Raw genomic sequence first — 12,438 nt, 5'->3', positions numbered from 1 at the left:
AGCGTCGGAAAGCTGTCGCGCGCTAGGAAGGTGGCGCGCCGCCGCTCCCCGTTAGGCCCTGCGGATCGAGCTACGCGACGCGCTCAGGCGTCAGTCGTCGAGGCCGGGGCGTCCGCGTCCGTGACCGGCGGCGCCGACCCGACGTCCGAGGACTCCTCGACGTCCGGGACCGGGCGATCGTCGACGTCCCACGCGGCCTCGACCCTCACGCGGGACTCGACCGACCCGCGGCCACGATGAACGACGACGCGGTCTGTGACGTCGGCGACCAGGGCGCCCCATGCGACGGGGTCCGCGGCGTCGAGCTGCTCGGCGCCGGTCACGGTGCGCTCGGCGCGGGACGATGCCTCGGCGAGCTGGCGGTAGCGGGCCTGCGTCGCCTCGATCGCGGCCGTCATCGCCGCGGCGGTCGCGCTCCATGCGTCGCCCAGGGCGCGGCGCGCGTCAAGATCGGCGGCGAACGCCTCGCGCTCGGCGAGGAGGGCCGCCAGCTCGGCCTCCACAATGCCCAGCTCGGCCTCGGCGCCGTCGGCGTCGGTCACGAGCGCGCCGCGCTCCGCCCAGGCGGCCCGGAGCACCTCGTCGACGTAGCCCTCCAGCCGGGTCGCGACCATCGTCGCCGGGGCCGGGCACGGGACGCCGCGGTGCTTCTTCATGGAGGCGGCGCAGCGGTAGGTGCGCAGGCCCGAGCCGTCCTTCGCACGGCCGCCGCGCCCTCCGACCATCGGCCCGCCGCAGGTCCCGCAGGTAGCGACGCCCGACAGTGGGAACGCGGCCGGGGGACGGCGCGACGGCGGCGCCTCGTGCTGCGCCAGCTCCCAGGCGCCGAGCGACACGAGCGGCTCGTGAGAATCGCGCACGACCTCGCCCGCGTAGTGCTGCTCGCCGAGGTAGCTCCGGCGCCCGAGGAAGCGGCGGACGGTGAACACGGTCCACGTGCGGCCCTCCGCGTGCTCGGCGAGGTAGTCGGTCGCGGCCTGGACGCTGTGGCGAGCCAGCCGGAACGCCTCGCGGACGTGCGGCGCCTCGACGGGGTCCGGCGCGAGCGTGCCATCGTCGGCGCGGCGGTATCCGTAGGGCGTTGGCCCGATCTTCGCGCCGCGCTCCAGCGCGAGGCTCTTCGCGACCTCCCAGGAGTCACTGAGGCGGCGGCGCTCCATGCGGGCGAGGGCCAAGAGCAGGGTCATCAGCAGCTCGCCCGTCGGTGTCGTCGGGTCGAGGTTCAGGTCGACCGCGATAACTACTCCTCCGGCGTCCTGAATGCGCTCCACGAGCTTCAGGGCGTCGGCGACACCGGCGCGGCTGAGACGGTCGAGCTTCGCGACGGCGATCCCGTCGGTGGCGCCCGACTCGATGCGCGCGAGGATCACGTTCAGGCCCGGGCGGTCGAGCTTGCCGCCCGACACGTCGAGGTCGACCTCCTCGCCGATGACCTCGTGTCCGTGGGCCTTCGCGTAGTGGTCGATCGTGCTCCGCTGGACCTCCGGGCTCACGAAGGAATCGCCCTCTCGGCCGGAGACGCGGGAGACCCTGATGTATGCGTCGAGCTGGAGCGTCTTCGCCTGCGGCATGATGTCGTCTCCCGATCCGTTGCGCCGCCCGGGTGGCCGCGCCGAAGGCAGGAGCCTACCGCGTTGTGTTCGTGAGCACCAATCAGTTCAAGAACGGCAACCACATCGACGTGGACGGCACGATCTTCAAGGTCGTCGAGTTCCAGCACGTCAAGCCCGGCAAGGGCCCCGCGTTCGTGCGGACCAAGCTGCGGCGCATCAGCGACGGCAACGTCATCGACAAGACCTTCCGCGCCGGCGAGAAGTTCCGCGCCGTGCGGACCGAGGCGCGCAAGATGACCTTCCTGTACGCCGACGGCACCGACGCCCACTTCATGGATGGCGAGACCTACGAGCAGATGGCCGTGCCCGAGGCCGTGGTGGCCGAGGCGCTGCGCTGGACCAAGCCCAACGACGAGGTCGACGTCCTGTTCGTCGACGGCGCGCCGTCCAACCTGCAGCTGCCGGCCTCCGTCGAGCTGGAGGTCACCCAGACCGACCCCGGCCTGAAGGGCGACACGGTGTCCGGCGGTGGCAACAAGCCCGCGACGCTGGAGACCGGCGCGACGATCCAGGTGCCGCTGTTCGTCAACATCGGCGATCGCGTGAAGGTCCAGACCGAGACCGGCGACTACATGTCACGGGCCTAGCGCCCCCATGTCGCGCCGCACCGACCAGCGCCGGGCCGCGGCGTTCGCGCTCTACCAGCACGACCTCACCGGGCGCGAGCTCGACGACCTGTTCGAGCCCGACGCGACGACGTTCACGCGCGCCCTGGCCTACGCCGCCTCCGACTACACGCCCGACCTCGACGCGGTCCTGGAGCGCCACGCCCGCGGGTGGACCGTGGACCGCATCGCGCCGCTGGAGCGGGCGATCATGCGCGTCGCGCTGCTGGAGATGCTGCACCCCGACGCGGTGCCGGGCGACACGCCGATCCCCCCGGAGGGCGCCATCGACGAGGCCGTCGAGACCGCCAAGGCGTTCTGCAGCGCCGAGGCGCCGGGCTTCGTCAACGGGATCCTGGCGGCCGCGCTGCGCGAGCACCGCCCGGCGCAGGTCCGAGAATGACCGGCCGCAACGCACGCGCGTCCCGCGCGCGCGAGACTTCAGGGCGATGAGCACCGACGACACCGCCGCCCAGCTCGACGCCCTCGTCGCCCGCCTGGAACGCGCCGCAGAGCAGCTGCGCTCCGGCGACGTCTCCCCGGACGCCGCGGCGACCCTCGTCGAGGACGCCGCCGCGCTGGCCTCCCAGGCCTCCGCGGAGCTCGACCGCCTGTCACGCGCGGCGGCCGCCGAGCCGATGCCGGGCCAGGACGCGCTGCTCTGAGCGCCCCGGCCGTCGCCTACCCGGATCACCTGCGGGCCCGGGTCGATGACTACCTCCGCACGCTGCGGTTCCCCAGCCGCGCGCCGCGCACCGACGGCCTGGAGGATGCCATGCGCTACAGCCTGCTGGCCGGCGGCAAGCGCATCCGGCCGGTGCTCGCGCTGGCCACCGCCGAGGCCGCCGGGGTCGACGCGCCCGACGTGCTGGCCCTCGCCGCCTCGCTCGAGCTCATCCACACCTACTCGCTCATCCACGACGACCTGCCGGCGATGGACGACGACGACCTGCGCCGCGGCCGGCCGACCTGCCACGTCAAGTTCGGCGAGGACGTCGCGATCCTGGCCGGCGACGCGCTGTACGCCGAGGCCTTCCAGCACCTCCTGACCGCCCAGCCCGGCGAGCCGGCGCGGCTGCTGGCCGCGGCGCGCGAGCTCGCGGCGGCCACGGGCGTCGACGGCATGGTCGGCGGTCAGTTCCTGGACGTCGCCGGGGTGTCGGACACCCCGGAGGACCTGCGGCGGCTGCACGCGCTGAAGACCGGGCGGCTCATCGGCGCCTCCGTCGTGTGCGTGCTGCTGCTGGCCGGCGTGGACGACGAGGCCGTCGTGCGCTGGCGCGGCTTCGCGGGCGAGCTCGGTGTGCTGTTCCAGATCGTCGACGACATCCTCGATGTCACGGGGACCGACGAGGGGCTCGGCAAGCCGCAGGGCAGCGACGAGCGCCACGGCAAGCGCACCTACGTGACCGAGTACGGGCTCCAGGGCGCCAGATCGATGGCCGCCGAGTGCCATCGTGCCGCCAGGGATACCCTTTCGGTGGTGGCCCCGGCCGGCGCGACCGAGCTGGAGCAGATCACCGACTTCATCTTCACGCGGACCTCATGACCTCATCCCCACGCCTCCTAGACCGCATCGACCGCCCGCAGGATCTCCACGGGCTCACGGACGAGGAGCTCCAGCAGGTCGCCCAGGAGGTGCGCGAGCACATCATCGACACCGTCGGCGAGATCGGCGGCCACTTCGGGGCCAACCTCGGTGTCTGCGAGGTGACGGTCGCGCTGCACTCCCTGCTGGACTCCCCGCGGGACAAGATCCTCTGGGACGTCGGCCACCAGGCCTACCCGCACAAGATCCTCACCGGCCGCCGCGACCAGCTGCCGACCATCCGCCAGTACGAGGGCCTCGCCCCGTTCTGCGCGATCCACGAGTCCGAGCACGACATCATGGGCGCGGGCCACGCCTCGACCTCGATCGGCTACGCCGTCGGGCTCAAGGAGGGCATGCGCCTGGCCGGCGACCTCGACGCGGGCAAGGTCGTCGCCGTCATCGGCGACGGGGCCATGACCGGCGGGGTGGCCTTCGAGGCCATCCACCAGGCCGGCGGCCTGGGCACGCCGATCGTCGTCGTGCTCAACGACAACGGCATGTCGATCGCGCCGAACGTCGGCGCGCTGTCGCGCTACTTCAACCGTGTCCGCCTGAACCCCAAGCTCTGGCACGCCCGTGAGGGCGTCGAGGAGGGGCTGGTCACGCTGCCCGGCGGCATCGGCGCGGCGTTCGACCGCCTCGGCCCGCGGCTCAAGGAGTCCATCAAGTCCTTCTGGGCCCCCGGCCTGTTCTGGGAGGAGCTCGACTGGGCCTACATGGGCGTCATCGACGGCCACGACGTGCGCGCGCTGCGCGTCGCGCTCAAGGCCGCGCTGGCCGCCGACCGCCCCGTCGTGGTCCACACCGCGACGGTCAAGGGCAAGGGCTTCGTCGCCGCCGAGGAGGGTGGCCTGGAGGGCATGGAGCGCTGGCACGCCGCCAAGCCCAAGTCGATCGCCAACCGCGTGCCCGCGCCGTCGGCACCCGCCGTGCCCGGCGCCGTCGCGGCGCCGCCGCAGTACACGCAGGTCTTCGGCGAGGCGCTGATCGACGAGGTGCGCCGCGACCGCCGCGTCGTCGGCATCACCGCCGCGATGAACTCCGGGACCGGGCTGAACCTGCTGCAGAAGGCCGAGCCCGAGCACTACTTCGACGTCGGCATCGCCGAGCAGCAGGCCGTGCTCTTCGCCTCCGGCCTGGCGCTCGAGGGCGCCAAGCCGGTGTGCGCGATCTACTCGACGTTCCTGCAGCGCGCCTACGACCAGATCGTCCACGACGTCTGCATCCAGGGCCTGGACGTCACCTTCGCGATGGACCGCGCCGGCCTGGTCGGCGACGACGGTCCGACGCACCACGGCGCCTTCGACATCGCCTACCTGCGCTGCCTGCCGAACATCACGCTGGCCGCCCCGCGCGACGAGGCCCAGCTCAAGCACCTCCTGCGCACCGCGCTGACCCAGGGCGGCCCCTTCGGCCTGCGCTACCCGCGCGGCGAGGGCGTCGGCGTGGCGCTGCCGGGCCCCGGCGAGGTCCACGCGATCGCCATCGGCACCGGCGAGGTCCTGCGCGAGGGCGGCCGCGTCGCGCTGCTGGGCTACGGCTCGGGCGTCGGCAGGGCCCTGGAGGCCGCGGACCTGCTCATGGAGCACGGGGTGGAGGCCACGGTCGCCGACGCGCGCTTCGTCAAGCCGCTGGACCGCGAGCTGCTCGGGACGCTGGCCGCCGACCACGAGCTGCTCGTGACCGTCGAGGAGGGCACGCTCGCCGGCGGCTTCGGCTCGGCCGTCCTGGAGGCGCTCAGCGACGCCGCGGGCCCCGCGCCGCGGGTCCTGCGCGTCGGGCTGCCCGACCGCTTCGTGACGCACGGCAAGCCCGCCCTGCTGCACGCCGAGGTCGGCTTCACCGGGCGCGACATCGCGCGCCGCGTGCAGGCCGCGCTGTTCGCGGGCACCGGCGAAGTGCTCTCCGAGGCATAGCCGTGGCCGGCGGGCCGAGCGACGACCCGCTGGCGGGGATCCATCCCCAGGTGCGCTCGCTGCTGGAGGCCGCCGGCACCGCCGACACCCTGCCCGGCCCGGCCGACATCGTCGCGGCCCGCGCGGCCTACCTGCAGTCCACGCTGCAGTTCGGCGGCTCCGCCGAGCCGGTCGCCGAGGTGCGGGCGATCGTCGTGCCCCACGGCGACATCCGCCTGCCCGCCGCGCTCTACGTGCCCCAGCACGCGCCGGAGGCCGACGGCCTGGTCGTCTGGCTGCACGGGGGCGGCTGGTACCTCGGCGACATCCCGACGTTCGACCGCGTCGGGCGCTCGCTGGCCAACGCGTCGGGGATGAAGGTCCTGCTCGTGGAGTACCGCCTGGCGCCCGAGCACGCCCACCCCGACCCGGTCCAGGACGCCGACGCCGTGGTCGCCTGGGCGCGCTCGAAGGCGGCCGCGCGCCAGCTGGCGATCGACCCCGCGCGCGTCGTGGTCGGCGGCGACAGCGCCGGCGGCCAGCTCGCGGCCGCGGCGGTGCACCACGCCCGGGGCGACGGTCTGGCGCCGATCGCCGCCCAGCTCCTGGTCTACCCGGCGCTGGACCCGGCGATGGACAGCGAGTCCTACCGCGCGTTCGCCGAGGGGCCGATGCTCACCGCCGCCGACATGCAGGGCTGCTGGGAGGCCTACCTGCGCGGGGCGCCGGCCGAGGGCGACGACCTGCGGATGCTCGAGCACGGCGACCACGCCGGCGTGCCGCCGGCCTGGATCGCCGTGGCCGGCCACGACCCGCTGCGCGACGACGGGCTGCGCTACGCGGCCGCCCTGCGCGCCGCCGGCGTGGAGGTCCACGAGAACGTCTTCGAGGACATGGTCCACGGCTTCCTGCGCTTCGGCGGCGTCGTGGACCGCACGGGCGAGCTCATCCGCTGGCTCGGCGACGCCGCGCGCACCACGACGACCGCCGCCTCCTGAGCGGCCCGCTCAGGCCAGCCCGGAGGCTGTCGCGTCGGCCCAGGTCAGGGCCTCGACGTGCAGGACGGCCAGCTCGGAGGCCGGGAGGTCGGGCAGCGCCACCTCGTCCCAGGCGCCGCGCTCGCAGCACTCGGCCATCGTCAGCGTGCGGCCCTTGCCGCCGGCCCGGCGCACGAGCGCAGCAACGACGTCGGCCGCCAGCGGCAGGTCGGCGAGCGCGACCTCCATCGGCGTGTCCAGGAGCGCATCGATCGTCGACAGCATCCCCGTGAAGAAGTAGGCGTCGGCGTCGTCGGCGCCGAGCCGGCGCGCGATGGCCTCGCACGTTCGCCCGCGCGACAGGGCGGTGACCAGCAGCGGCCCGCGCGTCTCGCCGATACCCGAGAGCAGCAGGAGCATCGCCCACTGGCGCACGGTGCGGGGCCGAGGAGCACGACGGCCTGGCGGACGGACTTGATCTCGTGGCGCAGGGAGAACGCCGCGCTGTTGACGAAGCGCAGGAGCCGCAGGCTGAGCCCGGGGTCGAAGGCGATCGCCTGCTCGAGCATCTCCAGCCCGGTGTCGCCGGCCGAGATGCCCGCGGCGAGCCGCAGCGCGCCGGCGCTGGCGGTCGGCACGTGGTGGCCGGTGATCTCCCGCGGACGGCAGACGAAGTCGCCCTGGAAGAGCTCGAAGCCCGCGTCGGCGCAGCGGTCGTGGTCCTGATGGGTGTCGAGGCCGTTGGCCACGGCGCGCACCCCGATGCCGCGCAGCGCCTGGACGAGCGAGGCCAGCGGGATGGAGCCGCCGTCGCGGGCGTCGACCTTGGCGAGCTGGACGAGCTCGAGCAGCGGCATCGCCGCGGGCTGGCCGGCGAACCCGTCCAGCGCGAGCATGTAGCCGTGCTGGCGCAGGCGGCGCAGGCGCTCGATGAGCGGCTCGTCGGGCACGCGGTCGGCGGCGATCTCCAGCACGACGCCCTCGGGGCCGAAGGGCAGCGGGTCCATCGCCAGCAGGAACTCCGTCGTGACGTTCAGGAACGCCGGGGCGCCGCCGGTGGCCGAGCGCAGCCCGAGGTCACTCAGGGCGCTGGCCGCGACGCGCGAGGTCGCCGCGTGCGGGCCCTCGTGGCCCTCGCCGCGGTACAGCAGCTCGTAGCCGGCCAGGCGGCCGTCGCGGTCGAGGATCGGCTGGCGCGCGAACAGGACCTCGATCTCGGAGGCGTGGGGCGCACTGGGAGCCGTGGCGAGGTGCTCGGCCATTGCTCGCGGTCATCGACCGCTGAGCGGTCCTGCATGAGCGCAGGGCGCGGCAGGCCCGGGCGGGCTGGACGAACGGCGGAGCGGCGCCGACAGCGAAACGGCCCGCCGGTCAGGACGGGCCGCTTCAGGGGAGGAGAGATACTGCTATGTGTCGTATGTGGGGGCCGGCCGGAGGGCCGGCGAGCGATGGGGGAAGAGGGGGACTGCCCGCCGGTGCCGCGCGGTCCATCGCTGACATCAGGGTGCCCGCAGTTGGCCGATCGCTGTGTGAGGCAGGACACAGCGCCGCGGACGCCGTCGTGCACGGTGCCCGAGGCCGACGGACTAGGGTTCGGGGCGTGGCCAAGGTCCGGCTCGACACCCTGCTGCACCGGCGCGGCCTCTTCGCGTCGCGCTCGCGCGCGGCGGCGTCGGTCATGGCCGGCGAGGTCCACCTCGGCGCGGGCCGGGAGCGGGCGGCCAAGCCCGGCCAGCTCGTCGCCGAGGACGTCGTGGTCGACCTGGCGCAGCGCCCGCGCTTCGTCTCGCGCGGCGGCGTCAAGCTGGCCAACGCGCTGGCGGCGACCGGGATCGCGGTGCGGGGCCGCCGCGCCCTGGACGTCGGCGCCTCGACCGGCGGGTTCACCGACTGCCTGCTGCAGGAGGGCGCCGAGCACGTCGTCGCCCTCGACGTCGCCTACGGCGAGCTGGGGTGGTCGCTGCGCACCGACGAGCGCGTCACGGTGCTCGAGCGGGCCAACGCCCGCCGGCTGCAGCCCGCCGACCTGCCCTACCGGCCCGATCTCGTGGTCGCCGACGTCTCCTTCATCTCGCTGACGAAGGTGCTCCCGGCGGTGCTGGGCTGCGTGCCCCCGGTCTTCGACGCCCTGGTCATGGTCAAGCCGCAGTTCGAGGTCGGGCGCGAGCGCATCGGCAGCGGCGGCGTCGTGCGCGACCCGGCCGCCCGGCGCGACGCGCTCGTCGCCGTGGCGACCGCGGTGGAGCGCGACTGCGGCGTCGCGGTGCTCGGCTTCGCGCCCTCCGGCCTGCCGGGGCCCAAGGGCAACCGGGAGACGTTCGCCTGGCTGGCCGAGGCCGGGCGCCCCGGCGCCCTGGACGCCGCCGGGGTCGCGGCGGCCGCGGCCGGCGCGGAGCCCGCATGAGCCTGCACACCGCGACCGTGCTGACGCACGGACGGCCCGGGCAGACCGCGGCGGCGCTGGAGTCGCTGCGCCGGGCCGCGCTGGAGGCCGGCTTCGTCCTGCGCTTCGACCGCGAGGAGGTCGAGAAGCACGGCCTCGCGCCGGCCGAGGGCCTCGAGCTCGACGCGCCGCTGTCCGACGACGTGGACCTGTGCGTGGTGCTCGGGGGCGACGGGACGATCCTGCGGGCGCTGCGCCGCTACGCCGGGACCAGCGTGCCGGTGTTCGCGGTCAACTTCGGCGAGGTCGGGTTCCTGGCGACGATCGACCCCGACGAGGTGGGCGAGGGCTTCGCCAAGGCCTTCCGCGGCGAGTTCGACGTCATGACGCTCCCGGCGTTGGCCCTGCAGACGCCGGGCGGCTCGCAGGCGGCGATCAACGACGTGTCGTTCCACCGCAAGCTCGGCGAGCGCGTGGCGACGCTGGCCTACGTGGTCGACGGCCAGGAGGTCGGCAGCGTGCGTTGCGACGGCCTGGTCATCGCGACGCCCGCGGGCTCCACGGGCTACAACCTCGCCAACGGAGGCCCCGTCCTGGCCTGGGGCGTGGAGGGCTACGTCGTGTCGTTCATCGCGCCGCACTCGCTGACGGCGCGTGCGCTCGTCGTGTCGCCGACCGACGTGCTCGAGGTCCACAACCGCTCGCGCGAGCCCGTCGACGTGTCGATCGACGGCCGCCCGGCCGGCGAGCTGGGGCCGGGGGAGGCGCTGGCCTCGCGCTTCGTGCGGGAGGCCGCCGACCTCGCTCAGGTCCCGGGCGCTTCGTTCTACCTGCGCGTCCGCGAGCGCTTCGGCCGCCTGGCGTCCTGACGGCGATCGCGCCGGGACGCGCGCGCCGTGTGCCGATCCCGTCACGGAGGCGGGTGGCGAACAGCTGTTCGTCCGCCGTCGCTGGTAGACCATGCGGCGTGCTCCATGAGCTGCGTGTCGAGAACCTCCTGCTGATCGAGCGGGCCGAGCTGCGCCTGGCGCCGGGGCTCAACGTCCTGACGGGCGAGACCGGGGCGGGCAAGACCGTGCTCGCCCACGCCCTCGACCTCCTCCTCGGCGGCCGCTCGCGCACGGGGATCGTGCGCCCCGGGGCCGCGGAGGCCTACGTGGAGGGGGTCTTCGACCTGCCGCCCGACCTGCGGGCGCTGCTCGGCGACCGCGTCGCCCCCGACGCCGAGGAGCTCGTCCTGGCCCGCCGCGTGTCGGCCGAGGGCCGCACGCGGGCCTACCTCAACGGGCGCAGCGCGTCGGTCGGCGACCTCCGGGAGGCGGCCGAGGGGCTGATCGCCTTCTACGGCCAGCACGAGCACCGGCGCCTCACGCTGGCCTCGGCGCAGCTCGAGCTCCTCGACGGGGCCTGCGGCCCCGACCAGGCCGCGCGCCGGGCCGCCTACGCCGCCCTGCACGCCCGGGTGCGCGAGCTCGAGGGCTCGCTGCAGGCGCTGCGCGAGCGGGCCGGGGCGCGCGACCGCGAGCTCGACCTGCTCCAGTACGAGCTGGCCGAGATCGAGGGCGCCGCGCCGTCGGAGGACGAGGAGGCCGAGCTGACCGCCCGGCGCGACCGGCTGCGCCACGTCAAAGCGCTGCGCGGCGCCGCGCTGGCGGCGGCCTCCGCGATCGCCGACGACGAGGGCGGCGCCGCCATGGCGCTGGCCGCCGGCGGCGGCGCGCTCGACGCGGTCGCGGGCGTCGACCCGGCGCTGGACGTGCTCGCCGCGCGCTGGCAGGCCCTGGCCATCGACGCCGCCGACCTCTCGGGCGAGCTGCGCGCCTACGGGGAGGGCCTGGACGCCGAGGGCGCCGACGAGGCGGGCCTGGACCTCATCGAGGAGCGCCTCGCGCTGTGGGACCGCCTCAAGCGCAAGCACGGCGGGACCCTGGCGTCCGTGCTGGCCCACGCCGAGGCGTGCCGCGCGCGGATCGCTGAGCTCGACCGGGCCGAGGTCGCGCTCGAGGAGGCCCAGGCCGAGCTGGCCCGGGCGCGTGGGGACCGCAGCGCGCTGGCGCTGGAGCTGCGCGCCGCGCGCGAGGCCGCGGCGGTCGCGCTGGCCGGCGAGGTCCGCACCCGCCTGGGCGACCTGGCGATGGCGTCGGCGAGCTTCGAGATCGTGCTCGAGGAGCGCGAGGAGGGCCCGGTGGGCGCCGACGCGGTGGAGTTCCTCATCGCACCCAACCCCGGCGTCCCGGCCGCGCCCCTGCGCGAGACCGCCTCGGGCGGCGAGCTCTCCCGGGTGATGCTCGCGCTGATGGGCGCGTCGGAGACCGTGTCCCCGGCCGCGGCCGTCAAGGGCCGCGGCCGGCGCCGCGCGGCCGATCGCCCGCGCCGCCAGCACGCCGTCCTGGTCTTCGACGAGGTCGACGCCGGGATCGGCGGGCACACCGCGCGGGCGGTGGGCGAGCAGCTGCGGGTCCTGGCCCAGGGCCGCCAGGTCGTGTGCATCACGCACCTGCCCCAGGTGGCCTCGATGGCCGCGCGGCACTTCTCCATCGCCAAGGACACCTCGCGCGAGCCCGCGATCACCACGGTGACCGAGCTCGGCGAGGCCCAGGTCGTCGGCGAGCTCGTGCGGATGCTCGGCGCGCCGGCCGACGACGTCGCGGCCCGCCGCCACGCCAAGGAGCTCCGGCGGGCGGCGTGACCACGGCGGGCGGCCCGGCCGCGGGTGGTGCGTCGGCGCTCACGCGAGCGCCGGATGTCGCGAACGTGTGGCCATTGCCCACGTTCGCGACATCGGAGGCGCCTCGGCGCCGGCGGATGATCGCGGGCGCCGGCACTCTGGGGCCGACACCCGCACGCATCCGGCCCCCCGGGCCGGCGGCGTTCGCCTATGCCTGGGGGTCAAGGTCCAGGGCGCAGCTGTTGATGCAGTAGCGCATCCCGCCCTTGTCGACCGGGCCGTCGTCGAAGAGGTGGCCCAGGTGGCCGCCGCAGCGGGAACAGGTGACCTCGGTGCGGACCATGCCGTGCGAGGTGTCGGTGTGCAGCTCGACGGCCTCGGCCAGCGCGGGATCGGTGAAGCTCGGCCAGCCCGAGCGGCTGTCGAACTTGTCATCGGAGCGGAAGAGCTCCGCCCCGCAGCCGGCGCAGCGGTACACGCCGGGCTCCTTCATGTCGACGTAGCGGCCGGTGAAGGGCGGCTCGGTGGCCTGCCCCCGCAGCACCGCGTACTGGTCGGGCGCGAGCTCCTCGCGCCACTGTTCGTCGGTCTTTGCGATCTTCTCCATGCCTTCAGGTCTCCAGTCGGGCCCATCACATTACGTCGTCCGTGTCACCGTCTACCCTCGACGGCGGTTCCCACCGACCGAGTACCCTCCGAGACGAGC

13 protein-coding genes are annotated in these 12,438 nt (G+C 74.8%); 9 read left to right on the top strand and 4 right to left on the bottom strand.

Annotation, left to right across the window (positions count from 1 at the left end):
- Window positions 1–83 precede the first annotated feature (83 nt).
- On the bottom strand, window positions 84–1,493 hold the full coding sequence (locus tag FSW04_RS17890) for a recombinase family protein (RefSeq protein WP_321167660.1): 1,410 nt from the start codon (window positions 1,491–1,493) through the stop codon (window positions 84–86).
- A gap of 149 nt (window positions 1,494–1,642) precedes the next feature.
- Between FSW04_RS17890 and efp the strand changes: the two genes are divergently transcribed.
- The 6 genes from efp (at window position 1,643) to FSW04_RS17860 (ending at window position 6,702) form a co-directional block, all read left to right on the top strand.
- A complete protein-coding gene (gene efp / locus FSW04_RS17885; protein WP_146921626.1) occupies window positions 1,643–2,200 on the top strand; it encodes an elongation factor P in 558 nt (185 codons plus the stop codon).
- 7 nt (window positions 2,201–2,207) lie between these two features.
- Window positions 2,208–2,621: a transcription antitermination protein NusB gene (locus FSW04_RS17880; RefSeq protein WP_146921625.1), complete on the top strand. Its 414-nt coding sequence runs from the start codon at window positions 2,208–2,210 to the stop codon at window positions 2,619–2,621.
- A gap of 46 nt (window positions 2,622–2,667) precedes the next feature.
- Complete coding sequence (locus tag FSW04_RS17875) at window positions 2,668–2,883, top strand: exodeoxyribonuclease VII small subunit (RefSeq protein WP_146921624.1); 216 nt, start codon at window positions 2,668–2,670, stop codon at window positions 2,881–2,883.
- A gap of 110 nt (window positions 2,884–2,993) precedes the next feature.
- Window positions 2,994–3,767 carry a polyprenyl synthetase family protein gene (locus tag FSW04_RS17870; RefSeq protein WP_228430543.1) on the top strand — a complete coding sequence of 258 codons (774 nt, stop codon included), beginning with the start codon at window positions 2,994–2,996 and terminating at the stop codon, window positions 3,765–3,767.
- Window positions 3,764–5,725, top strand: coding sequence for a 1-deoxy-D-xylulose-5-phosphate synthase (gene dxs, locus FSW04_RS17865; protein WP_146921622.1), 1,962 nt, complete (start codon window positions 3,764–3,766; stop codon window positions 5,723–5,725). The genes FSW04_RS17870 and dxs overlap by 4 nt, the downstream gene beginning before the upstream one ends.
- Window positions 5,726–5,727: 2 nt before the next feature.
- The gene (locus FSW04_RS17860) at window positions 5,728–6,702 is read left to right on the top strand and encodes an alpha/beta hydrolase (RefSeq protein WP_187368886.1); all 975 of its coding nucleotides are present in this window, start codon (window positions 5,728–5,730) and stop codon (window positions 6,700–6,702) included.
- A 9-nt stretch (window positions 6,703–6,711) separates the two neighbouring features.
- Here FSW04_RS17860 and FSW04_RS17855 read toward each other — a convergent pair whose 3' ends face one another.
- Window positions 6,712–6,876, bottom strand: coding sequence for a hypothetical protein (locus FSW04_RS17855; RefSeq protein ID WP_187368885.1), 165 nt, complete (start codon window positions 6,874–6,876; stop codon window positions 6,712–6,714).
- Window positions 6,843–7,943: an EAL and HDOD domain-containing protein gene (locus tag FSW04_RS17850; RefSeq protein WP_146921620.1), complete on the bottom strand. Its 1,101-nt coding sequence runs from the start codon at window positions 7,941–7,943 to the stop codon at window positions 6,843–6,845. Before FSW04_RS17850 ends, FSW04_RS17855 begins: the two co-directional genes overlap by 34 nt.
- A gap of 338 nt (window positions 7,944–8,281) precedes the next feature.
- Between FSW04_RS17850 and FSW04_RS17845 the strand changes: the two genes are divergently transcribed.
- The 3 genes from FSW04_RS17845 to recN all read left to right on the top strand — a co-directional run bounded on the left by FSW04_RS17845 (window position 8,282) and on the right by recN (window position 11,753).
- On the top strand, window positions 8,282–9,085 hold the full coding sequence (locus FSW04_RS17845) for a TlyA family RNA methyltransferase (protein WP_228430542.1): 804 nt from the start codon (window positions 8,282–8,284) through the stop codon (window positions 9,083–9,085).
- The gene (locus FSW04_RS17840; RefSeq protein ID WP_146921618.1) at window positions 9,082–9,933 is read left to right on the top strand and encodes an NAD(+)/NADH kinase; all 852 of its coding nucleotides are present in this window, start codon (window positions 9,082–9,084) and stop codon (window positions 9,931–9,933) included. Before FSW04_RS17845 ends, FSW04_RS17840 begins: the two co-directional genes overlap by 4 nt.
- A gap of 98 nt (window positions 9,934–10,031) precedes the next feature.
- Window positions 10,032–11,753, top strand: coding sequence for a DNA repair protein RecN (gene recN, locus FSW04_RS17835; RefSeq protein ID WP_187368884.1), 1,722 nt, complete (start codon window positions 10,032–10,034; stop codon window positions 11,751–11,753).
- 187 nt (window positions 11,754–11,940) lie between these two features.
- Here the strand turns inward: recN and msrB are convergent, their stop codons facing one another.
- Window positions 11,941–12,339: a peptide-methionine (R)-S-oxide reductase MsrB gene (msrB, locus tag FSW04_RS17830; protein WP_146921616.1), complete on the bottom strand. Its 399-nt coding sequence runs from the start codon at window positions 12,337–12,339 to the stop codon at window positions 11,941–11,943.
- Between the last annotated feature and the right edge of the window lie 99 nt (window positions 12,340–12,438).

The organism is Baekduia soli, from assembly GCF_007970665.1.
Lineage (GTDB): Bacteria > Actinomycetota > Thermoleophilia > Solirubrobacterales > Solirubrobacteraceae > Baekduia > Baekduia soli.
The sequence above is the reverse complement of the archived record's forward strand: the minus strand, read 5'-3'. Positions and strand labels throughout refer to the sequence as shown.

Bases quoted from the DNA above. Each gene is read 5' to 3' on its own strand.
- msrB (WP_146921616.1), bottom strand. From the start codon at position 12,339: ATGGAGAAGATCGCAAAGACCGACGAACAGTGGCGCGAGGAGCTCGCG.
- FSW04_RS17880 (WP_146921625.1), top strand. From the start codon at position 2,208: ATGTCGCGCCGCACCGACCAGCGCCGGGCCGCGGCGTTCGCGCTCTAC.
- FSW04_RS17870 (WP_228430543.1), top strand. From the start codon at position 2,994: ATGCGCTACAGCCTGCTGGCCGGCGGCAAGCGCATCCGGCCGGTGCTC.
- FSW04_RS17875 (WP_146921624.1), top strand. From the start codon at position 2,668: ATGAGCACCGACGACACCGCCGCCCAGCTCGACGCCCTCGTCGCCCGC.
- FSW04_RS17850 (WP_146921620.1), bottom strand. From the start codon at position 7,943: ATGGCCGAGCACCTCGCCACGGCTCCCAGTGCGCCCCACGCCTCCGAG.
- dxs (WP_146921622.1), top strand. From the start codon at position 3,764: ATGACCTCATCCCCACGCCTCCTAGACCGCATCGACCGCCCGCAGGAT.
- FSW04_RS17840 (WP_146921618.1), top strand. From the start codon at position 9,082: ATGAGCCTGCACACCGCGACCGTGCTGACGCACGGACGGCCCGGGCAG.